This is a genomic window from Mycobacterium sp. ENV421 (genome assembly GCF_002887815.1).
GTDB lineage: Bacteria > Actinomycetota > Actinomycetes > Mycobacteriales > Mycobacteriaceae > Mycobacterium.
Genome location: NZ_PDHO01000001.1, coordinates 299,780 through 325,037 on the forward strand (window position 1 = coordinate 299,780; position 25,258 = coordinate 325,037).

General features: G+C 67.4%; 29 protein-coding genes. 11 read left to right on the top strand and 18 right to left on the bottom strand.

Annotation, left to right across the window (positions count from 1 at the left end; all coding sequences use genetic code 11):
- The first annotated feature begins 80 nt into the window (after positions 1-80).
- Positions 81-938 (top strand): putative endonuclease domain-containing protein, encoded by an 858-nt coding sequence (locus CRM90_RS01345; protein WP_199189728.1) that lies wholly within the window; start codon positions 81-83, stop codon positions 936-938.
- A 256-nt stretch (positions 939-1,194) separates the two neighbouring features.
- Positions 1,195-2,895, top strand: a complete 1,701-nt coding sequence (locus CRM90_RS01350) for an MFS transporter (RefSeq protein WP_102805203.1) — start codon at positions 1,195-1,197, stop codon at positions 2,893-2,895.
- Here CRM90_RS01350 and CRM90_RS01355 read toward each other — a convergent pair.
- The 5 genes from CRM90_RS01355 to CRM90_RS01370 all read right to left on the bottom strand — a co-directional run bounded on the left by CRM90_RS01355 (position 2,858) and on the right by CRM90_RS01370 (position 5,660).
- Positions 2,858-3,232 (bottom strand): hypothetical protein, encoded by a 375-nt coding sequence (locus CRM90_RS01355; protein ID WP_102805204.1) that lies wholly within the window; start codon positions 3,230-3,232, stop codon positions 2,858-2,860. The genes CRM90_RS01350 and CRM90_RS01355 overlap by 38 nt on opposite strands.
- A 58-nt stretch (positions 3,233-3,290) precedes the next feature.
- Complete coding sequence (locus tag CRM90_RS01360) at positions 3,291-3,575, bottom strand: hypothetical protein (RefSeq protein WP_131536177.1); 285 nt, start codon at positions 3,573-3,575, stop codon at positions 3,291-3,293.
- A gap of 126 nt (positions 3,576-3,701) precedes the next feature.
- Entirely contained in the window at positions 3,702-3,896 is a 195-nt protein-coding gene (locus tag CRM90_RS30180) for a hypothetical protein (protein WP_142391306.1), read from the bottom strand.
- A gap of 85 nt (positions 3,897-3,981) precedes the next feature.
- Positions 3,982-4,104, bottom strand: a complete 123-nt coding sequence (locus CRM90_RS31280) for a hypothetical protein (protein ID WP_286145606.1) — start codon at positions 4,102-4,104, stop codon at positions 3,982-3,984.
- 116 nt (positions 4,105-4,220) lie between these two features.
- Positions 4,221-5,660 carry a hypothetical protein gene (locus tag CRM90_RS01370; RefSeq protein ID WP_142391307.1) on the bottom strand — a complete coding sequence of 480 codons (1,440 nt, stop codon included), beginning with the start codon at positions 5,658-5,660 and terminating at the stop codon, positions 4,221-4,223.
- Positions 5,661-5,790: 130 nt separating this feature from the next.
- On the opposite strand from CRM90_RS01370, the gene CRM90_RS01375 reads away from it, so the two are divergent.
- Positions 5,791-6,810 (top strand): NADP-dependent oxidoreductase, encoded by a 1,020-nt coding sequence (locus CRM90_RS01375; protein WP_102805384.1) that lies wholly within the window; start codon positions 5,791-5,793, stop codon positions 6,808-6,810.
- Between the two features lie 6 nt (positions 6,811-6,816).
- Here the strand turns inward: CRM90_RS01375 and CRM90_RS01380 are convergent, their stop codons facing one another.
- The 3 genes from CRM90_RS01380 to CRM90_RS01390 are packed head-to-tail and all read right to left on the bottom strand — an operon-like array spanning position 6,817 to position 9,150.
- The gene (locus tag CRM90_RS01380) at positions 6,817-7,629 is read right to left on the bottom strand and encodes an exodeoxyribonuclease III (RefSeq protein WP_102805385.1); all 813 of its coding nucleotides are present in this window, start codon (positions 7,627-7,629) and stop codon (positions 6,817-6,819) included.
- Positions 7,630-7,647: 18 nt separating this feature from the next.
- Positions 7,648-8,553, bottom strand: a complete 906-nt coding sequence (locus CRM90_RS01385; RefSeq protein WP_102805208.1) for an N-acetylglutamate synthase, CG3035 family — start codon at positions 8,551-8,553, stop codon at positions 7,648-7,650.
- A gap of 3 nt (positions 8,554-8,556) precedes the next feature.
- A complete protein-coding gene (locus CRM90_RS01390; protein WP_102805209.1) occupies positions 8,557-9,150 on the bottom strand; it encodes a peptide deformylase in 594 nt (197 codons plus the stop codon).
- A gap of 126 nt (positions 9,151-9,276) precedes the next feature.
- Here CRM90_RS01390 and napA point away from each other — a divergent pair, with 126 nt between their 5' ends.
- The 7 genes from napA to CRM90_RS01425 all read left to right on the top strand — a co-directional run bounded on the left by napA (position 9,277) and on the right by CRM90_RS01425 (position 13,607).
- Positions 9,277-9,585: a nucleoid-associated protein NapA gene (gene napA / locus CRM90_RS01395; protein WP_036343097.1), complete on the top strand. Its 309-nt coding sequence runs from the start codon at positions 9,277-9,279 to the stop codon at positions 9,583-9,585.
- Positions 9,586-9,625: 40 nt separating this feature from the next.
- Complete coding sequence (locus CRM90_RS01400) at positions 9,626-10,087, top strand: LytR C-terminal domain-containing protein (RefSeq protein ID WP_102805386.1); 462 nt, start codon at positions 9,626-9,628, stop codon at positions 10,085-10,087.
- A 10-nt stretch (positions 10,088-10,097) separates the two neighbouring features.
- Positions 10,098-10,844: a superoxide dismutase[Cu-Zn] gene (gene sodC, locus CRM90_RS01405; protein WP_102805210.1), complete on the top strand. Its 747-nt coding sequence runs from the start codon at positions 10,098-10,100 to the stop codon at positions 10,842-10,844.
- Positions 10,825-11,973 carry a glutamate--cysteine ligase gene (locus CRM90_RS01410; RefSeq protein WP_102805211.1) on the top strand — a complete coding sequence of 383 codons (1,149 nt, stop codon included), beginning with the start codon at positions 10,825-10,827 and terminating at the stop codon, positions 11,971-11,973. The genes sodC and CRM90_RS01410 overlap by 20 nt, the downstream gene beginning before the upstream one ends.
- 68 nt (positions 11,974-12,041) lie before the next feature.
- Positions 12,042-12,377: a hypothetical protein gene (locus tag CRM90_RS01415; protein WP_142391308.1), complete on the top strand. Its 336-nt coding sequence runs from the start codon at positions 12,042-12,044 to the stop codon at positions 12,375-12,377.
- A 2-nt stretch (positions 12,378-12,379) separates the two neighbouring features.
- On the top strand, positions 12,380-13,027 hold the full coding sequence (locus CRM90_RS01420) for an LON peptidase substrate-binding domain-containing protein (RefSeq protein ID WP_102805213.1): 648 nt from the start codon (positions 12,380-12,382) through the stop codon (positions 13,025-13,027).
- A 67-nt stretch (positions 13,028-13,094) separates the two neighbouring features.
- Positions 13,095-13,607, top strand: a complete 513-nt coding sequence (locus CRM90_RS01425; protein ID WP_199189730.1) for a DinB family protein — start codon at positions 13,095-13,097, stop codon at positions 13,605-13,607.
- 99 nt (positions 13,608-13,706) lie between these two features.
- Here CRM90_RS01425 and CRM90_RS01430 read toward each other — a convergent pair whose 3' ends face one another.
- The 9 genes from CRM90_RS01430 to CRM90_RS01470 form a co-directional block, all read right to left on the bottom strand.
- The gene (locus tag CRM90_RS01430) at positions 13,707-14,645 is read right to left on the bottom strand and encodes an SAM-dependent methyltransferase (protein ID WP_102805215.1); all 939 of its coding nucleotides are present in this window, start codon (positions 14,643-14,645) and stop codon (positions 13,707-13,709) included.
- Between the two features lie 100 nt (positions 14,646-14,745).
- The gene (locus CRM90_RS01435; protein ID WP_102805216.1) at positions 14,746-17,466 is read right to left on the bottom strand and encodes a cation-transporting P-type ATPase; all 2,721 of its coding nucleotides are present in this window, start codon (positions 17,464-17,466) and stop codon (positions 14,746-14,748) included.
- 71 nt (positions 17,467-17,537) lie between these two features.
- Positions 17,538-17,900, bottom strand: coding sequence for a monovalent cation/H(+) antiporter subunit G (gene mnhG, locus CRM90_RS01440; protein ID WP_102805217.1), 363 nt, complete (start codon positions 17,898-17,900; stop codon positions 17,538-17,540).
- The gene (locus CRM90_RS01445) at positions 17,897-18,172 is read right to left on the bottom strand and encodes a monovalent cation/H+ antiporter complex subunit F (RefSeq protein WP_102805218.1); all 276 of its coding nucleotides are present in this window, start codon (positions 18,170-18,172) and stop codon (positions 17,897-17,899) included. Before CRM90_RS01445 ends, mnhG begins: the two co-directional genes overlap by 4 nt.
- On the bottom strand, positions 18,169-18,714 hold the full coding sequence (locus CRM90_RS01450; RefSeq protein WP_102805219.1) for a Na+/H+ antiporter subunit E: 546 nt from the start codon (positions 18,712-18,714) through the stop codon (positions 18,169-18,171). Before CRM90_RS01450 ends, CRM90_RS01445 begins: the two co-directional genes overlap by 4 nt.
- Positions 18,711-20,312, bottom strand: coding sequence for a Na+/H+ antiporter subunit D (locus tag CRM90_RS01455; protein ID WP_102805220.1), 1,602 nt, complete (start codon positions 20,310-20,312; stop codon positions 18,711-18,713). Before CRM90_RS01455 ends, CRM90_RS01450 begins: the two co-directional genes overlap by 4 nt.
- A complete protein-coding gene (locus CRM90_RS01460) occupies positions 20,309-20,779 on the bottom strand; it encodes a Na(+)/H(+) antiporter subunit C (RefSeq protein ID WP_102805221.1) in 471 nt (156 codons plus the stop codon). The genes CRM90_RS01455 and CRM90_RS01460 overlap by 4 nt, the downstream gene beginning before the upstream one ends.
- Complete coding sequence (locus CRM90_RS01465; RefSeq protein ID WP_102805222.1) at positions 20,776-23,676, bottom strand: Na+/H+ antiporter subunit A; 2,901 nt, start codon at positions 23,674-23,676, stop codon at positions 20,776-20,778. The genes CRM90_RS01460 and CRM90_RS01465 overlap by 4 nt, the downstream gene beginning before the upstream one ends.
- A gap of 170 nt (positions 23,677-23,846) precedes the next feature.
- Entirely contained in the window at positions 23,847-24,239 is a 393-nt protein-coding gene (locus tag CRM90_RS01470) for a hypothetical protein (RefSeq protein WP_102805223.1), read from the bottom strand.
- Between the two features lie 21 nt (positions 24,240-24,260).
- Here CRM90_RS01470 and CRM90_RS01475 point away from each other — a divergent pair, with 21 nt between their 5' ends.
- The gene (locus tag CRM90_RS01475) at positions 24,261-24,863 is read left to right on the top strand and encodes a TetR/AcrR family transcriptional regulator (protein ID WP_102805224.1); all 603 of its coding nucleotides are present in this window, start codon (positions 24,261-24,263) and stop codon (positions 24,861-24,863) included.
- Here CRM90_RS01475 and CRM90_RS01480 read toward each other — a convergent pair.
- The gene (locus tag CRM90_RS01480; RefSeq protein WP_142391309.1) at positions 24,860-25,231 is read right to left on the bottom strand and encodes a hypothetical protein; all 372 of its coding nucleotides are present in this window, start codon (positions 25,229-25,231) and stop codon (positions 24,860-24,862) included. The genes CRM90_RS01475 and CRM90_RS01480 overlap by 4 nt on opposite strands.
- Positions 25,232-25,258 lie beyond the last annotated feature (27 nt).

The following is a 25,258-nucleotide window of genomic DNA, read 5'->3' on the forward strand; positions in this document are numbered from 1 at the left end:
TCGCAGCTGCCCACTCGATCTTTCGCTGCGAAACGTGAAATTCGGCGGCGGTGTCGGGCGGCGCTGGCATGCTCCCGTTCATGGCCAAGCGGGAAGTGTTCGTCGGCCGTGAAGCGCTGTCCGATGGCCGGCTCACCAGGAGTGAATTGGTTCGCTGGTACCAACCGCTCTTCCGCGGCGTGTACATGCCCAAGGATTCACCAGTCACGTTGTGGGACCGGGCGAAGGCGGCCTGGTTGGCGACCGGCCGCCAGGCCGTGATCACCGGCGTCGCGGCGTCCGGTCTCTACGGTGCGAGTTGGGTCGACGCACGCACGACCATCGAGTTGATATCGCCGCGACATGCGCGGCCGCAACCGGGTCTGGTTGTCCGTCAGGAGTCGCTCGCACCCGACGAGGTCACCAAGGTTTCAGGCATCCCCGTCGTGGTGCGTGCTCGCGCAGCCTTCGACCTGGGCCGGCACCTGCCGAGAGGGGATGCCATCGCCAGGATGGATGCGCTCATGCGCAACTCGGTGTTCTCCGCTGAAGACGTGCTCATCCTCGCCAAGCGGTATCCCGGTGCGCGGGGACTGAAGCAGTTGGCCGGTGTGCTGCCCCTGGTCGACGGTGGGGCAGCCTCACCGCAGGAGACGCGGCTGCGGTTGCTGTACATCGACGCCGGACTCCCGCGTCCCACGACGCAGGTTCCGGTGTTCGACGGGTGGCGGGCGGTGCGGATTCTGGATCTCGGCTGGGAGGAATTCCGGGTCGGCTCGGAGTACGACGGCGACGTACATCGAACCGATCGCCGCGCGTACGTGAAGGATCTGCGGCTGCGTCCAATCGTGGAAAGCCTCGGGTGGACGGTCGACCATGTGATCAAAGAGGAGGGCGGCGCTGACGAGATCATCCGGCGCGCCGCCAAGCTCTTGCGGTCCCGCGGCTGGAGGCCATGACCGAGCCTCGCCGATTTTCACGTTTTGCGGCTGCCCACTCGACCTTTCGCTGCGAAACGTGAAATTCGACGGGTGAGCGGGACCGCGAGAGCCGGGACAACGATTGGCTCCGAATGATTTGTATAGCTAACATATGCGTTATTGCGCCGGACGGCGCCCATTGCTTTTTGCTGGACGATTGCATACGAAACGAGATTCGCCCGTGACGACGGAGCTTGACCCGGCCCTTGCCGAGACCGACCGGCGCCGCCGCCGGATGGACCACGACCACCCGCACTACAAGTGGGTGGTCCTGTCCAATACGACGCTCGGCATCCTGCTGGCCTCGATCAACGCCTCGATCGTCCTGATCTCCCTGCCCGCGATCTTCCGCGGTATCGACCTGAATCCGCTCGCTCCCGGCAACGTCAGCTACCTGCTGTGGATGCTGATGGGCTACCTCGTGGTGACTGCGGTTCTGGTGGTTCCGTTCGGCCGACTCGGCGACATGTTCGGTCGGGTGCGGATCTACAACATCGGCTTCGTTGTGTTCACCCTGGCGGCCATCGCGCTGTCATTCGATCCGTTCCACCTCGACGGCGGCGCGATCTGGCTGATCGCCTGGCGGGTGGTCCAGGGCGTCGGCGGCGCGATGCTGATGTCGTCGTCGTCGGCCATCCTCACCGACGCCTTCCCGGCCAACCAGCGTGGCATGGCGCTGGGCGTCAACATGGTCGCCGCCGTTGCCGGCTCGTTCCTGGGCCTGCTGATCGGCGGCGTGCTCTCCGAGGTGCACTGGCAAGCGATCTTCTGGGTGGGTGTGCCGATCGGCGTGATCGGCACCCTCTGGAGCGTGCGCTCGCTGAAGGAACTGGGCGTGCGAAACCCGGGCCGCGTCGACTGGGCAGGCACCATCACCTTCGGTGTCGGGCTGACCGTGTTGCTCATCGGCATCACCTACGGCATCCAGCCCTACGGCGATTCGACGACCGGCTGGACGAGCCCGATGGTGCTGGGCTCGATCATCGGTGGGCTGGCGCTGCTGGTGGTGTTCTGTTTCATCGAGTTGCGCGTGTCGCAACCGATGGTCGACATCCGGCTGTTCCGGTCGGCGGCGTTCGGCATGGGCAACCTCGCCGGGCTGATGTCCTCCGTCGGCCGCGGCGGCCTGCAGTTCATGTTGATCATCTGGTTGCAGGGCATCTGGCTTCCGTTGCACGGCTACAGCTTCGAATCGACTCCGCTGTGGGCGGGCATCTATTTGTTGCCCGCGACGTTCGGTTTCCTGGCCGCAGCACCGATCGCCGGGTCGCTCGCCGACCGGTTCGGCGCGCGGCCGTTCACCGTCGGCGGCATGCTTTTGATGGCGGTCACTTTCGTTGCCCTGCTGTTGATTCCGGTGAACTTCAACTACTGGGTGTTCGCGGTTCTGGTGTTCCTCAACGGCATCGGCGGTGGCATCTTCACCGCACCCAACACCGCGGCCATCATGTCGAGCGTCCCCGCGTCGCAGCGCGGGGCCGCCTCCGGGGTGCGCTCGACGTTCTTCAACGCGGGCAATTCGTTGTCCATCGGGATCTTCTTCTCACTGATGATCGTCGGGCTGGCCCACACCCTGCCCGCTGCGATGAGCGAAGGCCTTCAGGCTCAAGGTGTTTCGGCTTCGGTAGCCCACGACGTCGCCAACCTGCCGCCCGTCGGCAGCCTGTTCGCGGCGTTCCTGGGGTACAACCCGATCGGCGAACTCCTGGCGCCCTACAATGCGTTGCACCAGCCCGGCGTCAACGCAGACGTGCTGACCGGGCAGACGTTCTTCCCGAATCTGATCACCGAACCGTTCCACTCCGGCTTGGTGGTGGTGTTCGGTGCCGCCGCGCTGATGATGGTGATCGGCGCGATCGCCTCGATGTTCAACCCGGGCCGCTACGGCGTCGCGGAGGTCACCGAAGACCAGGCGCCCGCGACGACGACCGAGTAGCCGGCGGCGGGGCGCTGCCCTCGGCGACCCAGCGATGTAACCGTCCCGCGGTGCGCCACATTGCGGCCTGCAGTTCGGCCGGCCCGACCTCGGCTTGTGCGCATGCGGTCAGGCGCTCGGAGATCCTGGACAGGGTGAGGGCGCCCATCCGGGCGGTGCGGTCCCGCGAGGCGCGCATGCTCTGCGCGATCGCCTCACGGAACTCGAGCAGATCGCCGACCATCCTGGCACCGCCGGCCGGACGCTGCCGTCGATATCCTTCGATGAGTGCGTCGATACAGGTCAACGCCTGATGCGCAGTGCTTTTCGGGATCGGGATGCTGAGGTCCGAGCTCACCCTCAGAGCCCAGCACGCCCGCTCGAACGGACCGTGACCAGCCGAGAACGGCTACGGATCACGAATCCGAACGGCCGACCAAGATCAGGTCACGAAGCGCGAACGCCGGGACGGCGAGCGCATCGGAGAGCTGGGCGGCGAAGGATCGGGCGATGCGGGTCCCGTCGCGCTGCTCGTCGAAGTCACCGGTCAGATCGACGGCGATCCGGCAGCCGAACGTATCGCCGGCCTCCACCACGTTGATGCCCTGCACGCCCACAGGCAATGGAAGTTGCCTGGCGGCCGCACGAACGTGCTCCACCGTCGCTGCCCAATCGACGTACACCGACACAAACGACCCCATCTCGACCATGGTTCTTGCGGACAGCCGTGGGCGCCACACGAATCGCGGAATGTTCATCTCCCGGAAACCCGGCGATGGCGTGGACCGGAACGACCGATGGACAGCAGGGAGAGCGACCGGCGCGGATCAGCAGTCGTTGCCGGCCTGCAGGAGAACCTTTTTCAGGCGCGGTGCCGGTACGGCGTGAACGTCATAGCCGGGATTGTCATCAGCCCAGGCGATCTCGGAGCAGTCGCGAAACCCTGCTGCGGTTTCGGCGTCGCTGACCGAATGATCTTCCACCCACCCGTCGAGCACGCTCTTGCAGCCGACGAGGTTCACGTTGCCAAGTCTGACCGCTGACGCTGCCGGCCCTGTGGAACCGTCCACGCTGGGCGGATGGCTGGATCTGTGCCACTCGATGAGGTCACGCACCGGCGCCAGGTGGCACGGCTGCCCAGGGCTCGACGGAATCGTCGACGGCAACTCCGCGCCGCTCGACGCGACCACCGAGGTCGGTGACGGTGTCGCGGATGTGGGGGCGCCGCACGATGCGAGCATCACCGGCGCGAGAGCGGCAACGAGAGTCCAGCCGATCTGCGCCATTCGCCAAATACTACGGACAATGCCCGCCCGTGCTCTGGGGCGCGGGATCACGGCGACGGCTCACGCGCCGCCGTCGGCGATCTCCACACTCTCCGGCTGCTCACTGGAACGCCGCCGGCGAACCACCACGACGGTGATCGCGACGCCCGCGAGGACCACTACCGCTGCGACCCCACCGCCGATCAACAGCGCGCGGTTCTGGTGTCGCTGAGCCTGCGCCGGGGGCGCCTGTTGGCCGGCAACGAGTTTGATGTCGTAGCCGGGCAGCGGGTCCTGAGCGGGCGGGTCGACGCCGGGCAGCAGCTGCGTCCGGGAGATCTGAAACAGCGCTTCGCCGTGGTCGTCCTTCGACCACTGCCCCCAGGCGGGAATCTCGCCGTCGAGAAGAACCCGCGTGGCATCGCCGACGGCGGGGTCCTTGCCCAGATCTGTCAGCGTGCGCACCCGGAACGGCGCGGAGGTGCCTTGGTCGAACGTCACTTGGACAAGGGCGTTCTTGATGATGTTGAGCGGTGCCGGCTTCTGCGGGGGCGCCTGCCCGGGCGCCGGTTTGAAGCCGCCGCCGGAGAAGCTGCCGACCGCGATGTTGGTCGGTGGGGCAGAACCGGTTTCAATCGACGCGGTGAAGCTGTACACGCCGGGTCCTGGGGTGTCGATCACAGCTCGTTGCATCGGCGGGACAGTGAATGTCCTTGGTGTACCACCGGATTCGTATACCACCCGCAGCGGTGCCTGGTACGGGTTGATGAAGACCGGCCGGTAGTACCGGTCGTATGAGGTCCAGCGGGAGTTCCATTTCTTTACCGGACTGGTCAGCCGCCCACCCCTGGATCGGGCCGGCCGGGGGACTGCGGCCTTCACTTTGTTCGCGTAGGAACGGGCACCCTTGGTGGTGGTCTTCGGGCCGACGACCCTGCCGCGCCGAGCGGTGGTGCCGTCGTCGCGCGGGACCTCGGCGGTGTCCGGCTTGGGCTCGGCGTCGGGCTCGTCGTCCGGGTCCGCGGTGGGATTCGGTTCGTCGTCGGGGCTGTGGGTGTCCGGGGCGGACGGCTCCGCGGGGCCGCCGTCCGGGTGCTCGCCGTCGGGGTGCTCATCCTCGGCGCCAGGCTCCTCGCCCGTTGGCTGCTGGGCCTGCTCGGGCTCCTGCTGGTCCTCTCCCGGTGACTCCGGCGCGTCCTCGTCGGCGGGGTCGTCCACCTCGGGCGCATCATCCATGCCGCCGTCGTCGACGTCCCCCGGGTCGTCGAAATCCACGCCGCCCTCGTCGTAGGCACCGCCGTCGTCATAGCCGCCGTCGTCGTATCCGCCACCATCGTCGTAGCTGCTGCCGCCGTCGCCGTCGTCCGGGTCGGCGGAGCTCACCGGGATTCCGGCGAACAACGTCGACATCGACAGGGCGACGGCTGCCGTGAAAGCTGCAGGCTTGTAACAGAACATTGCGGTTGCGCGGCGCACCGAGACCTCCCCCTTGGAACCACGGACCGGCCGTGGCACTGCCATCAAATCATCCTGGCCGCGATGATGGAACGTCTTCGCCGTTTGCTGGGCAGTGGTGGCGTGTCATGCCGCCGCATCGCGACTGTCCCAACTGGCCTCCGAATCGGCGCTGCCTTCGGTAGCTTCGGACACCGTGCCCGCGCTGACGAACCGCCAGATACTCCTTCGCCGCCGCCCCTCGGGCCTGGTGCAATCCACCGACACCGAGCTGATCACCACCCACGCACCCGACCTCGCCGAGGGGGAGGCGCTGCTGCGCACCACCTACGTGGGCCTGGATGCCGCGGTCCGCACCTGGCTGGACGATCAGCCGAGTTACCTGCCGCCGGTGCAGCTCGGCGAGGTCATCCGCGCCGCCGGTATCGGTGAGGTGGTGGAATCGCGCTGCGACGCGTTCGCGGTCGGGGACATCGTCACCACCCTGACCGGGTTTCAGGACTACGCCGTCATCCGCGACGACATGTTCAGCACCCCGATCCCCGGCGAGACCGATCAGCTGGCCATCATGAGCGTGTACGGACCGACCGGCGCCACCGCCTACTTCGGGATGACCGACATCGGCCGTCCGAAAGAGGGCGAGACGGTGGTGGTGTCGGCGGCGGCCGGTGCCACCGGTTCGGTGGCGGGGCAGATCGCCAAGATCGCCGGTGCCCGGGTGGTCGGCATCGCCGGCGGCCCGGACAAGTGCCGGGCGGTGGTCGAGGACTTCGGATTCGACGCCTGCATCGACTACAAGAACGACGACATCGCCGCCTCGCTGAAACAGCACTGCCCCAAGGGTGTTGACGTCTACTTCGACAACGTCGGCGGTCCGATCCTGAACGCCGTGCTGGGTCGGCTGGCACCCAAGGCGCGGGTCGTGCTGTGCGGGGTCATCTCCAGCTACCTGACCGGCGAGCATCCCGGGCCGGCCAACTACGTCAACCTGCTGGCCAAGACCGCCTCGATGCAGGGGTTCAACGCCCTGGACATGTGGGGCCGCTTCGATGAGGCGTTCGCCGATCTGCGGCGCTGGGAATCCGAGGGCAAGCTGGTGCACCGCGAAACCGTCTTCGACGGTCTGGAAGCCTGCGTCGACGCGCTCAACGGACTGTTCACCGGTGCCAACATCGGCAAGATGCTGGTGAAGGTCAGCGAGCCGGCGAAGGTCTGAGGACGCCTAGCGGCTCACATCGACCAGCACCGGGGCATGGTCGCTGGGGGAGGGATCGCCCTTCTTACCCGGGCGGCGTTCGTCCTTGACGATCTCGGCGTGCGTCACCCGTTCGGCCAATGCCGGTGAGCCCAGGATGAAGTCGATGCGCATGCCGCGACGCTTCTGGAACGCCAGTTGGGTGTAATCCCAGTAGGTGTAGACCCCGGGGCCGGGAGTGAACGGGCGCACCACGTCGGTGAACCTGGTCTCGACGATGTCGTTGAACGCCTTGCGTTCCGGTTCCGACACGTGGGTGGCGCCGTCGAACACGGAGATGTCCCAGACGTCGTCGTCCATCGGCGCGATGTTCCAGTCGCCGACCAGGGCAATCGGCGCCTGCGGATCGTCGCGCAGCCACGACTCAGCCGTATCGCGGAGAGCGGCAAGCCATTCCAGCTTGTACTGATAGTGCGGATCGGCCAGCGTACGGCCGTTGGGCACATACAGGCTCCACACCCGTACGCCGCCGCAGGTGGCCGCCAAGGCGCGGGCCTCGGCCTTGGCGTCGGCGTCCTTGCCCCACGACGGCTGGCCGTCGAAGCCGACCTCGACGTCGTCGAAGCCGACGCGGGAGGCGATCGCCACGCCGTTCCACTGGTTGAACCCGCAGTGCACCACCTCGTAGCCGGCTTCCAGGAACGGCATGGTGGGGAACTGGTCGTCGGCGCATTTGGTTTCCTGCATGGCCAGCACGTCGACATCGGCGCGGCCGAGCCAGTCCACGACCCGGTCCACCCTCGCGCGAATCGAATTCACATTCCAGGTGGCCAGGCGCAAGACGTCGGCAGACATGGCCTACAGCGTACGGGGGCTCAACGACCGGGCATCGACGTAGCGGTGCTGATGATGCAGCCGAAAACCCAGCGAGTGATACAGCACGATCGCGCCCGAGTTGTCGTTCAGCACCTGCACGTACGCCCGGTCGGCGCCGCGGTGCGCGCCCCAGTCGAGCAGGGCCACGCACAGCCGGCGGGCGTGCCCGCGCCTGCGGTGTTCGGCGTCGACGTGCACGGCCGAGATGCCCAGCCAGCGGGTGCCGTCGGGTGCGGTGGTGATCGCCCCGCGCCCGACCCCGGCGCCGGCCGTCGAGGCGAAGACGACCTCGCCGTCGACCACCGCCGTCAGTACCTCAGGCGGCACGTTGCGCTGGTAGCACGCCAGCCAGGCCGCATCCGGGCTCGGCAGGAATGTCACCGCCTCGTCCGGCTCGGTGGCGGTGACGTCGGTGACCATCACCCGGGTGTGCTTGATGCCGTCGGCGCGAATCGGCAATAGTCGCTCCGGCAGCGCCAGCCACGGCTGCAGGTCGCGTTGCGCGTACCAGTCCACGATCGCGGGCAGGGCGGTGATGTTCGACGAGAAGTCGAGTGGCACAGCCGAGTTGGCTCGACTGGTGTACCCGCCAGCGGCCCGCAGCAGCCAGCCGTCGTGCCAGCTCTGTTCGGTGCCCGGCCAGGCCAGTGCGGCCGCGTGCTCGAGGTTGCGGATCTCGGAGGTGCGCACCGGAACCACGCTGAGCTCGCGTACCGCAACCACATCAGCTCGGCGGACCTCCACCACGCCGTCGGACTTGGTGCGCACCACGATCATCGGGTCCTGCGCCAGCAGCTCACCGATCACGTCGGACATCGGCGGTGTGGTCCCCGCGGGCAGGCGGTAGCGGATGCTCACCCGGCTGCCGACCGGCGGCAGACTGACCATCGGTCAGTGACCGAACGGGTCGGGCACCTCACCAGGTGTCCACGACAGGCCGGGCACCCCCCAGCCGTTCCGCTTCGCGGTCTTCTTCGCCGCCCGCGCGTGCCGGCCGATCAGCATGTCGACGTAGAGGAACCCGTCGAGGTGGCCGGTCTCGTGCTGCAGCATGCGGGCGAACAGGTCGTGGCCTTCCAGGGTGACCGCGTTGCCGTCGGCGTCCAGGCCGGTGACCCGCGCCCACTTGGCGCGGCCGCACGGAAACGATTCGCCGGGAACCGACAGGCAGCCCTCGTCGTCGTTGTCCGGGTCGGGCATGGTCTCGGGAATCTCCGAGGTCTCCAACACGGGATTGATGACCACACCCCGCCGCCGCGTCGTCTTGCCGCGCTCGTCGGCGCAGTCGTAGACGAACAGCCGCTTGCCGACGCCGATCTGGTTGGCCGCCAGCCCGACTCCGTTGGCCGCGTCCATCGTGTCGTACATGTCCGTGATCAGATCGGCCAGATCCGCGGGCAGCGAACCGTCGTCACCGACCGGCACGGGCTGCGTCGGCGAATGCAGAACAGGATCACCCAGAATCACGATTGGTCTAACCGCCATGATCGGCAAGCTTAAGTCAGCCGACGCGCGGGCTTGGCTGCCGTCCCAACCGAGACAACCGTGATTGAATGAGCGCCGAGCATAGGCAAGTCTTTTGCAGGTCTTCGAAAGGGTCTACAGATCGAAATGGACGGCGCCATGGCACGGGCCGAGCGGTCCAATGACGACGCTGACCTTCCCGATGGGCTGACTCGCCGCGAATACGACGTCCTGGCCTTCGAGCGGCAATGGTGGAAGTACGCCGGCGCCAAGGAAGAGGCCATCAAGGAACTCTTCTCGATGTCGGCCACCCGCTACTACCAGGTGCTGAACGCCCTGGTCGACCGCCCCGAGGCGCTTGCCGCCGATCCGATGCTGGTCAAGCGGCTGCGACGGCTTCGGGCGAGCCGGCAGAAGGCGCGCGCGGCGCGCCGACTCGGCTTCGAGGTCACCTGATTTTTCTCCCGTGGCGGACCCGCTGGTTACAGTGGGCGCGATGAACGACCGCGTACCTGATTCCGCCGGGCTGCCGCTGCGCGCCATGGTGATGGTGCTGCTGTTCCTCGGGGTGATCTTCCTGCTGGTCGGCTTCCAGGCCATGGGCTCGGGCACTGACGACAGCAGCGACGACACGTCGGTGCGGACGGTCACCACGACGACGTCCACGACCTCGGCCGCGCCCGCACCCAAGGCCGACGTGCGGGTTTTCAACGTCGGTGAAGGCGAAGGCGCCGCCAGCCGGATCGGTGACCGGCTGCGCGAAGCCGGCTGGAATGTCACCGAGACCAGCAACCTGCAGGTGCCGCCGCTGCCTGCGACCACGGTGTATTACGGCACCACCGACGGGGAGCAGGACGCCGCGGAAGCGGTGGCCAAGGTGCTCAACGCGCCGGTGGCCCCGAGAATCCCGGAAATCGCCGAGCAGCCACCGGGCGTGATCGTTTTGGTGACCGGATAGGCTTCGGCTCATGGTCACGACCGTCAGCCCGCTGAGAACTGCCGCCGCCATCCTGTTCGTCGCTCCCGTCGCCGTGTTGAGCGCGTGCAGCCCGAACGAGCCGATCGCCTCGCAGCCCGGAACCACGCCGCCCGTGTGGACCGGATCCCCGGCGCCGGCCGCCGCGGGCGAAGGCACCCACGGCACCAGCCACGGTGAGGACACCCACGCCGCTCCGCAGGCGTCCGCGTCCAGCGCCGACACCCTGACCGCCCAGATCAAGACTGCCGATGGCACCCAGGTCGCCGCGGCGACCTTCGAGTTCCAGGACGGCTTCGCGACGGTCACTGTGCAGACCACCGGAACCGGCAAGCTGGCACCGGGCTTCCACGGCCTGCACCTGCACTCGTTCGCCAAGTGCGAGGCCAACTCCGTCGCCCCGACCGGCGGCGCGCCCGGCGACTTCCTCTCCGCGGGTGGCCACTTCCAGGCCGGCGGCCACAGCGGGCATCCCGCCAGCGGTGACCTCGCCTCGCTGCAGGTGCGTGAGGACGGTTCGGCAATGCTGGTGACCACCACCGACGCCTTCACCAAGCAGGATCTGCTGGGCGGCAACGGGACCGCGATCATCATCCACGCCGACGCCGACAACTTCGCCAACATCCCGCCGGAGCGCTACCAGCAGATCCAGGGTGGCGCGCCCGGCCCGGATGAAGCCACGATGGCCACCGGCGACGCCGGCAAGCGGGTGGCGTGCGGTGTCGTCGGCACCGGCTAGAACACCTTCGGAGAAGCCCGGCCGCATCGACTTCGCCGGGTCGCCCCGGCCGACGCTCGGCGTCGAGTGGGAGTTCGCGCTGATCGATGCGGCCACCCGCGACCTCAGTAACGAGGCGGCCGAGGTGATCGCCGATGTCGGTGAGAGCCCGCACGTCCATAAAGAGTTGCTGCGCAACACCATCGAGGTCGTCACGGGCGTCTGTGACACCGTCGACGAGGCGATGGTCGATCTCAAGGGCACCCTGCGCAGCGCGCGCGAGATCGTGCACGGACGCGGCATGGAGCTGTTCTGCGCAGGCACCCATCCGTTCGCGTCGTGGTCGACGCAGAAACTCACTGACGCGCCGCGCTACGCCGAGCTGATCAAGCGGACCCAGTGGTGGGGACGGCAGATGCTCATCTGGGGTGTGCACGTTCACATCGGGGTGTCGTCGGCGCACAAGGTAATGCCGATCATCTCCTCACTGCTCAACCAGTATCCGCATCTGCTGGCGTTGTCGGCCTCCTCACCGTTCTGGGCCGGCGAAGACACCGGTTACGCCAGCAACCGGGCGATGATGTTCCAGCAGTTGCCGACCGCGGGCCTGCCGTTCCAATTCCAGACCTGGCGGCAGTTCGAGCGGTTCGTGCACGACCAGAAGAAGACCGGCATCATCGACCACATCAACGAAGTGCGTTGGGACATCAGGCCGTCGCCGCATCTGGGCACCATCGAGGTGCGGGTCTTCGACGGGGTGTCCAATCTGCGAGAGCTCGCGGCACTGGTGGCGCTGACGCACTGCCTGGTGGTCGACCTCGACCGTCGACTGGAAGCCGGTGAACAGCTGCCGGTGATGCCGCCGTGGCACGTGCAGGAGAACAAATGGCGCGCCGCCCGGTACGGTCTGGACGCCATCATCATCCTCGACGCGGACAGCAATGAACGACTGGTCACCGAGGACCTCGACGATCTGCTGACCCGGCTGCAGCCGGTGGCCGAATCACTGCACTGCGCAGACGAATTGGCAGCGGTCGCCGACATCCCCCGGCGTGGCGCGTCCTATCAGCGCCAGCACCGGGTGGCCGAGGACAGCGGCGGTGATCTGCTCGCGGTGGTTGACTCGTTGGTCGGGGAGCTGGATATCTAGCCCGCGTCACGACGATGCGGGCCGCAAGCCCGAGGAGGAGTGGTGCAATGGACCCGAGGGAGGCGCCCATGAGGATTAGACGACTGGGACTCGCGGTGGTGGCGACGGCCGTCGTCCTGACCGGTGGCGGTTGCGCCAAACCGATCACCGGCACCCCGGTGGCCACCCCCGGTGAGGCCGGCAAGGGGATGGTGCCCGCCGATCTGCTCACCACGACCTGCCGTGAGTTCCTGACCATGGACACCGTCACCCGGCGCGAAGTGATCGTGGCGATCGGGAAGAGCGGAAATCAGCTGGTCTCGATGAACCCGCAACTGTGGGCGGGCGTGGCCAGCGCGCTGTGCGGATTCGTCGATCCCTCCGCGCCGGTCAAGGATGTGGTCATGGGGCAGGGCATCCGGTAGCCATGACCGCCCAGCCGATGTTCCCGCTGCAGTCGGCGCTGCTGCCCGGAGAACCATTGCCGCTGCGGATCTTCGAGCCGCGGTACTCGCAGCTGGTGCGGGACTGCCTGGAGATGACCGATCCCGCGTTCGGGGTCGTGCTGATCACCCGCGGCCTCGAGGTCGGTGGCGGCGATGTCCGCGGCGACGTCGGGGCGCTGGCCCGCATCACCGAATACGCCGACCACGGGATGGGCCAATACCAATTGGGCACCGTCATCGGTGAACGGATCCGGGTACGCGAGTGGCTGGACGATGACCCCTACCCCCGCGCTGACATCGAACCCTGGCCCGACGAGCCGGGCCCACCGGTGACGCACGAACGCATCGGCGAGATCGTCGATGCGATGCTGGCACTGTTCGAACGGATCGTCAGCGCGCGGGGCGCGCGGCTGCGACCCGATGCGCTCGCGGTGGCGCCCGAGGTCGCCGACGACCCGTCCCGGCACATCTACGCACTCGCCTCGCGGGTGCCGATGGGGCAGGCCGACCGGTACGCGGTGCTGGCGGCGCCGACACTCGCCGAACGGGTCGACGTGCTGGCCGACGCGATCGAAACAGTCTCTGCCATGGTCGAATTCCAGATCGCCTCCGACGACACGGGGGAATAGCCGCGCCAGTTTCCTCCCGGACCGAGTCCGCCGTCAGACTGTCGGGGCGGGGTGACACCCTTGGTGCATGACATCGATGGAACGGCCGATGCCGCCGCTGAATGCCGATGAGCGCACCACACTGGAGAGTTGGCTGGACTTCTACCGCGTGACCCTGGCCACCAAATGCGAAGGACTCGAGGACGACCGGTTGCGCCTTGCGTCGGTGCCGCCGTCGCCGTTGACGTTGCTGGGTTTGCTTCAGCATGCCGCGGAGGTGGAGCGGAATTGGTTCCGGCGCGTCCTCGCCGGCGAGAACGTGCCGCCGATTTTCGGTCCAGCCGATCAACCCGAAGGCCACGACGGTGGGTTCGCGGTGACGGCGGAGTCGTCATATCGCGCCGCCATGGGGATCTGGCAGGACGAGGTCAGGCACGCGCGCGCGAACTGTGCGGCGCGGGCACTCGATGACACCAGCCCCTTCATGGGCGGGGAGGTTAGTCTGCGCTGGATCTACACCCACATGGTCACCGAGTACGCCCGCCATTGCGGGCACGCCGACCTGATCCGTGAATGCATCGACGGGGCGGCCGGGGTCTGAAACCTGTTGGCCAACTTCTCCGCGCCGACTCTGCGGTGAGCGCGTGATTCACCAGCGCGCGGTAGCGCTGAACGCAGAATCGGTGCCCGGAGCGCAGGCTCAGAGCTTGTGGGCGTCCAGTAGGACGGTATCGGGAACCGGGTCCTCGAGACCGTCTGGTGCGGGCCGCTTGTAGTGCGCCATCAGGTCGACAGCCGAGGTCGCGGTGACCTCCCAGCCGCGCTCGGTCAGCCACTTCTCGACATCGGTGCGCGCCTCCATGTACCAGAGCCGGGTGACGTCGGGCTGGGACATGCGCGATCCCGCTTCGCTTCTCGCTGACCCCGCACCACCGGCCTGGGCCGCGGCCCGGCGGGCCTGCGCCATCCGCTCATGCCGGCGAGCCAGCTGTTCGGCGGAGTAGAACGTCTCGCCGAACGCCTCCACCGACAGTCTGCTGCCGGCTGCGCTGAGCTGGTCGATCTGCTCGAAGAGCGCGTCCTGCGCGGCGGCGGGCAGGTAGGGCAGCAACCCCTCGGCCGACCATGCTGTCGGGCGTGATGGGTCGAAACCGTTCTCGCGCAGTGCCGTTGGCCAGTCATGACGCAGGTCGACGGCCACCGCGGCATACCCGGCACCGGGCTTTGCCTGATGCTCGGCCAGCACCCGCTCCTTGAATTCGAGCACCTTCGGCTGGTCGATCTCGTAGACCGTCGTGCCGCTGATCCACGGCAGCCGCCAGGCGCGGGTGTCGAGGCCGGCAGCCAGGATCACCGCCTGATCCAGTCCGTTGGCACCGGCCGTGGTGAAGAACTCATCGAAGAACTTCGTGCGCGAGGCGATGTAGGCGGCCATGGCCTGCGCCCGCACCGGGTCTTCGTCGAGAAACGGTGAACGCCAACCTGCCTCGACCGCGGCCTCGACGAAGAAGTGGGCATACGGGTCGAGGTACAGCGGACATTCGGCGCCGGTCTCCGTCGCCCGTGCACGGGCCACGCTCAGCGCGGTGGCGCCGACCCCTTCGGTGATATCCCAGGTGTCATCGTCTGTTCGGCTCACGGATTGGGTTTCGCTCTCTCGTTGTCGTCACGGACGCTCTGCCCACGGACCTCAGTCTTGGGTGTGTCGTTCGCTGAGCTCGAGACTAGTGCGGTCAGCTCTACTCCGGGGCCGCATCCCGCGGTCGGCGCAGTCGCTTGTCGATGGAGGTAACGATGCTCGTGACGACAGCGACGCCGAGGATCCGTAGCCACGCCGGCGCGTCGATGGGTGCGGTGCCGAACATGGTGTTCATGGCGGGCAGGTAGGTGATAGCGAACTGACCGGCGGCTTGTGCCGCTACGCCGAGAATGACCCAGGGGTTGCTGAAGATGCCGATCCGCCAGGCCGAATAGGACGTCGATCGGCAACTGAACAGGTAGAACACCTCGATCACGACGAAAAGGTTCAACGCCACGGTCCGGGCTTCGGCCAGACTGGCGCCCCGACTGAGCTCCCATTCGAACAGCCACCATGCACTGGCGACCATCATCGTCGATACCAGCAGGATCCGCATCACCAGACCACGCGTCAACAGCGGCTGCCGGGGGTCGCGGGGCGGGCGGGTCATGATGCCGTCTTCTTTAGCTTCAAATGCGAGCATGAGGCCGAGCGCCACTGCCGTGGTCATGTTGATCCACAGAATCTGCGTGGGCAAGATCGGCAGCGCGGTGCCGAACGCTATGGCGGCGAGGATCACCAGGCCCTCACCGATGTTGGTCGGAAGGGTCCAGGTGATGAATTTGGTGAGGTTGTCGAATACCCCCCGGCCTTCCTCAACGGCAGCCTCGATTGTGGCGAAATCGTCGTCCGTGAGCACCATGTCGGCCGCGTCCTTGGCGACTTCGGTACCGCCGAGGCCCATCGCGACGCCAATGTTGGCCTGCCGCAACGCGGGTGCGTCGTTGACGCCGTCGCCCGTCATCGCCACGACGTGCCCCCTGGCCTGTAGTGCCTCCACCAGCCGCAGCTTCTGTTCGGGTGAGACCCGGGCGAATACGGTGGCCTCGGCCACTGCTTCCTGGAGTTCTTCGGAGTCCAGCGCAGCCAGGTCGGCGCCGGCGAGCACCGCGCCTCGGTGGTTTTGACTGTCGTCGAGCAGTCCAACTTTGGCGGCGATCGAGGATGCGGTGGCTGCGTGATCGCCGGTGATCATCTTGACTTGGACACCCGCGTTATGGCACGCGGCCACAGCTGAGGACGCCGCCGCCCGCGGCGGATCGAGCATGGCCTGTAACCCGGTGAACGTCAGCGAGCCGGGCAACGCTTCCTCCCCGAAATCGTCGGGACCACTGGCGGCGCGGACTGCGGTGGCGAGCACGCGAAGACCTTGTGAGCTCAGCAATTCAGCCGTTCGTAGAACCTCTGAGCGGTCCACGGGCCGAGTCGTGCCGTCTGCGTTCATCTGCGAGGTGCACAGTCGCAGGACACGCTCGACGGCTCCCTTGGCGAGCACGACATGGTCGTCTTCGCCGTCTCGATGGAGGGTAGCCATGTACTGGCGTTCCGAGCTGAATGGGATGACATCCAGTCGGGGCAGCGCGGCGGCGAGTGTGGCCCTGTCCAGACCGGCTTTGGCGGCGACAGCCAACATCGCACCCTCGGTCGGGTCACCGACAACGTCCCACCGTCCACCGTCGCTGATCAAGGCGGCATCGTTGCAGCAAGCACCCGCCAACAACGACCAGCGAAATGCCTTGTCGGACTCCACCTCCACCGGGGCTCCATAGACATCGCGAAGGGAACCTTGTGGTGCGTACCCCGTTCCGGTCGCCTCGACGCGACCGTTTGGTGTCCAGATCACCTGAACCGTCATCTGGTTCTCGGTGAGGGTGCCGGTCTTGTCAGTGCAGATGACTGTCGTGCTGCCCAGCGTTTCCACTGCCGGTAGGCGTCGGATGACAGCGCGGCGCTTGGCCATTCGCGCGACGCCGATCGCCAGAGTGATCGTGACGGCTGCCGGCAATCCCTCGGGTATGGCTCCGACCGCAAGCGCGGTCGCCGCGGTGAACGTCTCGACCGCGCCCTGATGGCGCAGCAGACCCATACCGAAAGTCACTGCAGCCAGGCCCAATATGCCGATAGTCAGGATCTTGCTGAACCGGGCGAGGTCGGCGGTCAACGGCGTGCTGAGATTGTCGGCGGCGCCGACGAGGCGATGGATTTGACCGACCTCGGTCTCAGCTCCCGTCGTGACGACCACCCCGGCGCCGCTGCCCGCTACCACCAGGGTGCCGGAATAGGCCATGTTGCGTCGGTCGGCCACCGGCGCGGCGTCCGGCACGACGAGCTCGTCCTTATGGACAGGTGCCGACTCCCCCGTCAATGCAGACTCGTTGATCCTCAACTCGGTCGCTCGGAGCAGCCGAAGGTCGGCGGGGACCTTGTCACCGGAGTCCAGCAGCACCAGATCTCCAGGAACCAGGCAGTCTGAGACGACGGTGTGCTCGTGGCCGTCGCGGACGACTTTGGCATTGGTGTGCACCATCGACCGCAGGCTCGCCAGTGCGGACTCCGCTTTCGATTCCTGGATGAATCCCACCACGGCGTTGATCGCGACGACGCCGAAGATGACTGCGGAGTCGATGAATTCGCCCAGCCCAGCAGTGATGATCCCGGCGACCAGCAAAACGTAGATCAGCGGATGGTGGAATTGCCGCAGCACACGGACGAGGAGCCCTGCCCCAGGCGAGGGCGGCAATGCGTTCGGTCCGAAAGTATCCAGTCGCCCTGCTGCCTCTGAATCCGACAACCCGCGATGCGGGTCAGTCTGCAGAAGCAGGACCACCTCGTGTTCGGCTAGGCCGTGATGCGCGGCGGCCGCTGACACTGTCAAGGCCAAGAGCTCCTTACTTCACAGCGGGTTTGTCAGCTGGTGGCTGTCCCACACTGTCGGAGTCGGGCCGGGGAGGGTCAGGGTCGAAAGTCATCCGGTGGCGGGACCTGCGTCCGTTTGTCCGCACGCATCTCGTCGACCGTCAGCCCGTCGCTGACCCGTTGCTCCCGGTAGGCCAGCTGCCCGACCCGTTGCGCGATCACCGGCGCGGTGATCAGGGTGAACATGGCGGTGAGCACCAGCATGCCGACATCGACGTTGCCGCGCAGCCGGATCGTCGCGCCCGCGAGGACCAGCAGCAGTCCCAGCACCTGCGGTTTGGTTGCGGCGTGCATGCGGGTCAGCGTGTCCGGGAAGCGCAGCACACCGATGGCCGCGGTCAGGGCCAGTGCGGATCCGGCCAGGACCAGCACGCCCGCCAGCAGGTTGAGGGAGTTCATGACTCGTCCCGCCGCGCCACGTCAGGCACCCGGAACCGGGCCACGCTGACCGAGCCGACGAAGCTGATCAGGGCGAGAGCAGCCAGGCTGTAGGTGACGGTGGTGTCCAGGCTGAACGCCGCCCACGTGCCGACGCCGCACATCGTCACCGCCACCAGGGTGTCGACCGCGACCAGCCGGTCCAGTGTGCTGGGCCCCATCAACAGCCGGATCATCGTCACCGCGGCCGCCGCGACCAGCATCACGCCCGAGAGCACCCACACGATCGTCATGACGGGATCTCCTCCTCGGCTTCGCTTGCCGCGGGACGCCATTCGGAATCCCGCTCGAACGCGGCGACCAGCATCCGCTCCAGCTGGGTCAGTTGCCGGTAGAACCGCTGCACCGAGCGGGGGGAGCCCACGTCGAGCACGTGGACGTACACCAGCCGTCGCGCCTGGTCGATCTCGAGCACGATCGTCCCCGGCGTCAGGTTCACGATATTGACCGCCAGGGCCAGCACCAGATCGGACTTGAGCGCCAGGTGGCCGCGCAGCACCGCGGACGGCGGTGGCTTGCCCGGCCGGATCGCCAGCCATGCCACCTGCACCGAGGACTGCGTCAGCCACCACGCGACATGAAGTGCCAGCCGCAGCAGCGACACGGGATGCAGCCGGCCCTGCACGGGAACCGACGGCAGCGGCAGCAGCAGGATTATCAGCAGCGCCACCGCCAGCCCCGAGAGCACGTTGGCCACCGACACGGTGCCCCACAGCAGCAACCACACCAGAATGAGCCACACCAGCGTCCAGACCCGAAGCGCCCAGATTCTCATCGGTGGCTCCCCAGCACCGCGGTGATGTACTGGCCGCGGTCGAGCACCTCGTCGGCCGCGCGATCGGTGTAGCCGAGGATGGGCCCCGCCGCGACGGTCAACACCAGCCCGACGGCGATCAAAGCCATTGTGGGGACCAGCATTCCGGCCGGCATCCGGCCGACGTCGCCCCGGTCGTCGAACGCGACGTCTTGCGCGTAGTCGTCGAGCAGAACCGACGGCGCGGAGTCGGCCAGCGCGCCTTCCGGTGCGTCGACCCGCGCCCGCCAGAACGCCTTGGTCCATACCCGGGCCACCACGTACAGCGTCAGCAGGCTGGTCATCACCGACCCGGCGACCAGCAGCCAGGCCAACACCGAACCGCTGGCGGTTCCGGCCTCGAGCAGCGCAACCTTGCCGATGAAGCCCGAAAACGGCGGGATACCACCGAGATTGAGTGCCGGCACCACAAACACGAATGCCAGCAGCGGGCTGGCTGCGGCGAGCCCGCCGAGGCGGCGCAACGTCGACGCCCCGGCCTGCCGCTCGATCAATCCGACGACCAGGAACAGGGTGGTCTGCACGATGATGTGGTGGGCGACGTAGTAGATCGCCCCCGACATGCCCAGCCTGCTGGACAGCGCGATGCCGAACACCATGTAGCCGATGTGACTGATGAGGGTGAACGACAGCAGTCGTTTGATGTCGCTCTGCGCGATCGCGCCGAGGATGCCGACGAGCATGGTCAGCAGTGCCGCGACCAGCAGCACGTTGTCCAGCCGCCCGGCGGGGAACAGCAGCGAGTGCGCCCGGATGATCGCGTAGACACCGACTTTGGTCAGCAAGCCGGCGAACACCGCGGTGACCGGGGCCGGCGCGGTCGGATAGGAATCCGGCAGCCACGCCGACAGCGGGAAGACCGCCGCCTTGATGCCGAACGCGACCAGCAGTACCGCGAAGATGGCGCTGCGAGTGCCGGTGGTGACGTCCTGCAGCCGCAGCGACAGCTCCGCCATGTTCAGCGTTCCGGTCGTTGCGTAGATCAGTGCCAATCCGATCAGGAAGATCAGCGACGACACCATCGACACCATCACGTAGGAGATGCCGGCGCGGACCCGTTCCTTGCTCGCTCCGATGGTCAGCAGCACGAAGCTCGCCGACAGCAGCACCTCGAAACCGACGTACAGGTTGAACAGGTCACCGGCCAGGAACGCCGTGCACACGCCGGCCGACAGCACCAGATACGTGGGCAGGAAGATCGACACCGGTTGGCGCTCGTCGCCGTCCCGGATGCCCTGCCCGATGGCGTAGAACACCACGGCCAGCAGCACGATCGCCGACACCACCAGCATCAGCGCCGAAAGGCGGTCCGCCACCAGCGTGATGCCCAGCGGCCCGAGTCCCGCGTCGGTAGGGCCCCACCCGCCGACATGCAAAGCCTGGGTGCCGTCGCGGTCGGTCAAGTAGAGCAGCACCGCGCAGACCGCCAGCACGCCGCTCAGCGCGAACAGGGCGATCAGCCGCTGCAGCCGCGGCCTGCGCCCGGCGACGAGCGTCAGTGCGGCCGCGATCAATGGGATCAGCACCGGCAGCGGCATCAACACACCCGTGGCTGTCATCGCGACCCCTCGTGGCCGGGCAGCGCATCGAGTTCGTCGGGCTCGTCGGTGTCGCGCGCCGGCACAGGCCGGGGTGCGTCCTCGTCGATCGAGGCAGCTTCGGAGTCGGACAACTTGGACACCCGGGTGTCCTCGGGATCGTTGCCGACGTCCTCCTCGGTGGTCAACCGGAACGACCGATAGGTCAACGCCAGCACGAACGCCGCGATCCCCATCGCGATGACGATCGCGGTCAGGATCATGCCCTGGGCCAGCGGGTCAGCCGTCGTCGTCTCCGCACCGCTGGTGCGGCCGCGGATGGGCGGGTTCCCGGCTTTCCCCCCGACGGTCAGGATCAACAGGTTGACGGCGTTGCCTGCCAGCAGCAGACCCAGCAGCATCCGGGTCAGGTTGCGCGAAAGCAATAGGTACACACCACAACTGGTGAGGCCACCGATGATGATCAACGGGACCAGGTAGACGATCATGACGCTTTCGCTCTCAGCGCGGGGCGGGCGGCGGTGGCCAGTTCCTCGTCGATGCGCGCGCCGAGGCTGCGCAACACGTCGAGCACCAAACCCAGCACGATCAGATACACGCCGAGGTCGAAGAACAGGGCCGTCACGAACTTCACCGAGCCCAGCAGCGGCAGATGCAGCGAGATGACCGCCGAGGACAACGCGGGAGCGCCCAGCAGCATCGAGCCGACGGCGGTGCCGCCCGACAGCGCCAGCCCCGCCCCGAGGATCTTGCCGGCGTCCAGCGGCAGTGTCTCGCCGAGTTCGTAGCGACCGCCGGCCAGGTAGCGCAGCACCAGCGCCAGGCCCGCGGTCAGCCCGCCGGCGAACCCGCCGCCGGGAGTGTTGTGCCCGGTGAAGAAGAAGTACACCGACAGCACCATGATCAACGGGAAGATCAGCCGGGTCGCCACCTCGAGCACCAGGGAGCGGTTGCGGGGGTCGCGCAATTCGCTGCCCCGCAGCCAGGTGGTGTCACCGACCGCCGGGCTGTAGGCCGGTGCCGGTAGCGCCCCGATGTCGGGCTGGCCGGCATCGGAGACTCGCGGCGCGGCGCCGAACCGGCGGTTGCGGAACACCAGTGATGCGACGCCGGTGGCCGCGACCACCAGCACCGAGATTTCGCCGAGGGTGTCCCAGGCGCGGATGTCGACCAGCAGCACGTTGACGGTGTTGGCGCCGTGCCCGCGGTAGTAGGCCGCGTCGGGCAGCAGATCGGCGATCGGGGTGCCGGTGCGGGCGGCCATCGCGAATGCGGCCAGGGTGGTGACGGTGGCGCCGACGGCGAGCGCCAGCGCGATTCGGGGGAGCCGGAAGCGCGGCGACTCCTCGGCCTCGGCGGGCAGCGTGCGCAGCACCAGGACGAAGATGACCAGCGTCAAGGTCTCCACCAGGAACTGTGTCAGCGCCAGGTCGGGGGCGCCGTGGAAGGCGAAGATCGCGCCGCAGCCGTAGCCGGTGATGCCGACCAGCAGCACGGCCGCCAACCGGTTGCGCATCACGGTGGCGGCCACCGCGGCGGCCAGGATGAGCAGGCCCACCACCGGCTGGACCAGGGAATCCCACAGCCGGAACTCGGGACGGTCGAGCGGGCCGAACGCCAGCACCACCACGGGGAACAACACCAGCGTCGACAGGATCACCGACTGCGTCACGGGAATCGATCCGCGTTGGGTGATGGCGGTCAACCGGACCGAGGCGACGTCGGCGCCGCGGATCACCGCGTCGTAGATCCGGTCGGCGTTGCCCAGCGGCAGCCAGGATCCCAGCTGGGCGAGGCGTAGCCGCTCACGGCTGACGAACGCCCCGATGCCGATCGCCAGCACCAGAGCGGACAGCAGCAGCGGCAGGCCGACCCCGTGCCACAGTTCCAGCGTGTAGTGGCCGTCGTCGGCGCCGGCGGCCGGCATGGTGGCCGCGTAGCCGTCCAGTGTGGTGTCCAGCCGGCTGGGCACCAGACCGAAGAACAATCCGGCCGCGGCCAGGATCGCGGGCGCCACCAGGAAGCTCGCCTTGGGGCGGTGCAGATTGGCCACCAGCGTCGTGGGTTGGTGAGATCCCTTGCGCGCGAACGCACCCCACAGAAATCGCAGACTGTAGATCGTGGTGAACACCGATCCCGTCACCACGCAGGTGAGCACGACCGGTGCCCAGGCGCCGAGCGATTGGCTGTGCGCGATGGTCTCGAAGTCGGCCTCTTTGGCCACGAACCCGAGGAACGGCGGGATGGCAGCCATACTCGCGGTCGCTGCCGCCGCGATGACGAACAGTCCCGGCATCCGGTGGCCCAGCCACGCCAGCCTGCGGATGTCGCGGGTGCCGGTGGAATGGTCGATGACACCGACGACCATGAACAAAGTCGCCTTGAACAGTGCGTGCGCACACAGCATGGCCAGCCCGGCCAGCATCAGATCCTGACCGCCACCACCGACCATCACCGTGATGAAGCCGAGCTGGCTGACCGTGCCGAACGCGAGGATCAGTTTGAGATCGTTCTCGCGAACCGCGCGCCAGCCGGCCAGCAACATGGTCAGCACGCCCAGGGTGATGACCGTGGGGCGCCAGCCCGGTGAGTCGGCGAACCCCGGGGCGAGCCGGGCGATCAGGTAGACGCCCGCTTTGACCATCGCGGCGGCGTGCAGATACGCGCTCACCGGAGTCGGCGCGGCCATCGCGCCGGGGAGCCAGAAGTGGAACGGCACGATCGCCGACTTCGACAACGCGCCGACGAGGACCAGGACGACGCCCACCGCGACGGCGGTGCCGTGCGGAGCCGTGACCACCAGTTCCGAGAGCAGATAGGTGCCGGCGGAGTGGCCGAGGATCACGATGCCGGCCAGCATGGCCAGCCCGCCCGCGGTGGTCACCAGCAGTGCCTGCATGGCTGCCCGGCGGCTGGTGGCCCGCTCCGCGTAGTGCCCGACGAGCAGGAACGACAACACGGTGGTCAGTTCCCAGAACGTGTAGAGCAGCAGCATGTTGTCGCTGGCCACCAGGCCGAACATGGCTCCCGAGAACGCGACGAGTTCGGCGGCGAAGCTGGGCAACCGGTTCTCGGTGTGGCCGTCGTGGTGGTGGAAGTATTCCGCGCAGTAGAACAGCACCAGCGCCCCGATACCCAGGACGAGGACGCTCATGATCGCGGTCAGGGTGTCGAATCGCAGGGTGATGTTCATCGACAGCTCGGGCGCCCACGGGATATTGACCGATGGGGCCGGGCGCCCGGACTGCGGCCAGTTCAGCCCCACCCAGACCAGTGAGCCCGCCGGCACCAGGGCCAGCGGGTAGAAGGCCAGCCGCCCCCATCGCCATACGAGAGCCGGCGCCACGGCGGCGGCAATCGCGTGCGCGATCAGGATGACGAGCATGGCACTCCGATCTTGAGGACCCGCCTGCGCGTCGTGGATCTGTTGGGCGCGCCAGCGTGTCGGGATCTACCGGTCGGTCGGGGTGTCAGCCAAAGGTTTTCGGCTATGTCCTTCGTGCAGTCTACGTGGTTGACTGCTGCGCAGAATGGCCGGTCGGACTGCCTTGGTGCTCAGCGTTGTGGCGCTGGTGCTGAAAGTGCTTGTCGAGCAATGCGTTTCAGCATGTTGCGGACGACGACCCGGTGTCCGCCGGATCCGATCACCAGGGCACGGTAGATCCTGCCCGTGAATCCGGGAAAGGCCGCCCAGCTCTGTGCCACCACCCGGGTGCCGCCGTTCGCGTCGTCGTCGAGCAGGAAGATCAAGCGGTAGACCGAGAACGGGTGGCGTCCAGTGAGGGCGAGGCGTTCGTTTTGCTCGGCGGCCTCGAGGGTGAATCCGAGCGGCACCGTCTCGGGGTCGTCGGGGTTGCTGCACATCGTTCGCAGCACTGCGCGCCACGTCGCTGCCCGGTCCGCGGGGACCGTTATGGCATGCTCATCAATATAGGGCAAACGCTCCATATAGAAGGACTGTACTAGATCGTGGCACCCCCGCGGAAGCATGAAACCGACGCCATCCTGGATGCGGCGCGCGGCCTGATCCTCGCCGAGGGGCCTCGCGCGGCCAGCGTCGCGGCCATCGCCAAAGCCAGCGGCGCCCCGGTGGGAACGCTCTACCACCGGTTCGGTAATCGCGACGCGGTGGTGACGGCGGTGTGGCTGCGCGCCCTCACCCGCTTCCAGTCCCGGGCGATGGCTGCGGCCGGCTCGGACCCGCTGGAGGTTGCGGTCGCGATGGCCCTGGCCGCGCTCGAATTCGCGACGGACTGCACCGAGGATGCGCGCGTGCTGTTGGCCATCCGGCCCGGCGATCTACGCGACGCTCAGCCGGACCCGGAATTCACGGCGACGCTGACGGCGATGAATGCGCCGCTGGCCGACCGGGTGGCTGAGCTGGCTCGCCAGCTGTACGGACGCTCCGACGCCCGCAGCGTCGACGCCGTCACCAGGGCGGTCGTCGACCTGCCCTACGCCGTGGTGCGGCGCCATGCCCATGGCGAGGGCGTGCCGTCGTGGGCGCGGGCCGATCTGTCTGCATCGGTTCGGGCGCTGTTGACGGCGCCAGTGCCGGACGCACCGGCCTAACGTTGCATATAGGTGATCGTCTGGACGCTGTTGACGGCCGGGTTCGGGGTATGGAGGACTTCGGTGGTACCCGTTGCGCTGGCGGTCATCCGGGCGCGACGCGCGTCGGCGCTCGCGGCGATCGCGATGCCACCGGCATTGACCAGGTGATCCGGGTGCCGGTAGGCGAAGTTACAGTTCGCCGGACCGCCCTTGGCGCGGCTTTTTCCTTTGAGGAATGCCGTTGCGCCCGCGGCGATCCGGGGCGGATAGCTCGCGACGTTGGCGGTGATGTCGGCGACAAAGACCAGATCGTGGTCGGTCGTGTTGGTCAGCTCGAACTCCCACCCGTCGTAGTTCGGTCCCCAGAGATCTGGTTGATCCGGCATAGCGGTCATGGTGGCGTTCATGGGTGT

What these genes read in the sequence shown, in the direction of transcription:
- CRM90_RS01350 (WP_102805203.1), top strand. Translation starts at nt 1,195, where the DNA reads ATGGACCACGACCACCCGCACTACAAGTGGGTGGTCCTGTCCAATACG.
- CRM90_RS01415 (WP_142391308.1), top strand. Translation starts at nt 12,042, where the DNA reads ATGAGGATTAGACGACTGGGACTCGCGGTGGTGGCGACGGCCGTCGTC.
- CRM90_RS01420 (WP_102805213.1), top strand. Translation starts at nt 12,380, where the DNA reads ATGACCGCCCAGCCGATGTTCCCGCTGCAGTCGGCGCTGCTGCCCGGA.
- napA (WP_036343097.1), top strand. Translation starts at nt 9,277, where the DNA reads ATGGACGGCGCCATGGCACGGGCCGAGCGGTCCAATGACGACGCTGAC.
- CRM90_RS01385 (WP_102805208.1), bottom strand. Translation starts at nt 8,553, where the DNA reads ATGGTCAGTCTGCCGCCGGTCGGCAGCCGGGTGAGCATCCGCTACCGC.
- CRM90_RS01460 (WP_102805221.1), bottom strand. Translation starts at nt 20,779, where the DNA reads ATGATCGTCTACCTGGTCCCGTTGATCATCATCGGTGGCCTCACCAGT.
- CRM90_RS01465 (WP_102805222.1), bottom strand. Translation starts at nt 23,676, where the DNA reads ATGCTCGTCATCCTGATCGCGCACGCGATTGCCGCCGCCGTGGCGCCG.
- CRM90_RS01400 (WP_102805386.1), top strand. Translation starts at nt 9,626, where the DNA reads ATGAACGACCGCGTACCTGATTCCGCCGGGCTGCCGCTGCGCGCCATG.
- CRM90_RS01445 (WP_102805218.1), bottom strand. Translation starts at nt 18,172, where the DNA reads ATGACGATCGTGTGGGTGCTCTCGGGCGTGATGCTGGTCGCGGCGGCC.
- CRM90_RS01480 (WP_142391309.1), bottom strand. Translation starts at nt 25,231, where the DNA reads ATGCCGGATCAACCAGATCTCTGGGGACCGAACTACGACGGGTGGGAG.
- CRM90_RS01425 (WP_199189730.1), top strand. Translation starts at nt 13,095, where the DNA reads ATGACATCGATGGAACGGCCGATGCCGCCGCTGAATGCCGATGAGCGC.
- CRM90_RS01360 (WP_131536177.1), bottom strand. Translation starts at nt 3,575, where the DNA reads ATGGGGTCGTTTGTGTCGGTGTACGTCGATTGGGCAGCGACGGTGGAG.
- CRM90_RS01450 (WP_102805219.1), bottom strand. Translation starts at nt 18,714, where the DNA reads ATGAGAATCTGGGCGCTTCGGGTCTGGACGCTGGTGTGGCTCATTCTG.
- sodC (WP_102805210.1), top strand. Translation starts at nt 10,098, where the DNA reads ATGGTCACGACCGTCAGCCCGCTGAGAACTGCCGCCGCCATCCTGTTC.
- CRM90_RS01470 (WP_102805223.1), bottom strand. Translation starts at nt 24,239, where the DNA reads ATGGAGCGTTTGCCCTATATTGATGAGCATGCCATAACGGTCCCCGCG.
- CRM90_RS01370 (WP_142391307.1), bottom strand. Translation starts at nt 5,660, where the DNA reads ATGGCAGTGCCACGGCCGGTCCGTGGTTCCAAGGGGGAGGTCTCGGTG.
- CRM90_RS01455 (WP_102805220.1), bottom strand. Translation starts at nt 20,312, where the DNA reads ATGACAGCCACGGGTGTGTTGATGCCGCTGCCGGTGCTGATCCCATTG.
- CRM90_RS01345 (WP_199189728.1), top strand. Translation starts at nt 81, where the DNA reads ATGGCCAAGCGGGAAGTGTTCGTCGGCCGTGAAGCGCTGTCCGATGGC.
- mnhG (WP_102805217.1), bottom strand. Translation starts at nt 17,900, where the DNA reads ATGAACTCCCTCAACCTGCTGGCGGGCGTGCTGGTCCTGGCCGGATCC.
- CRM90_RS01390 (WP_102805209.1), bottom strand. Translation starts at nt 9,150, where the DNA reads ATGGCGGTTAGACCAATCGTGATTCTGGGTGATCCTGTTCTGCATTCG.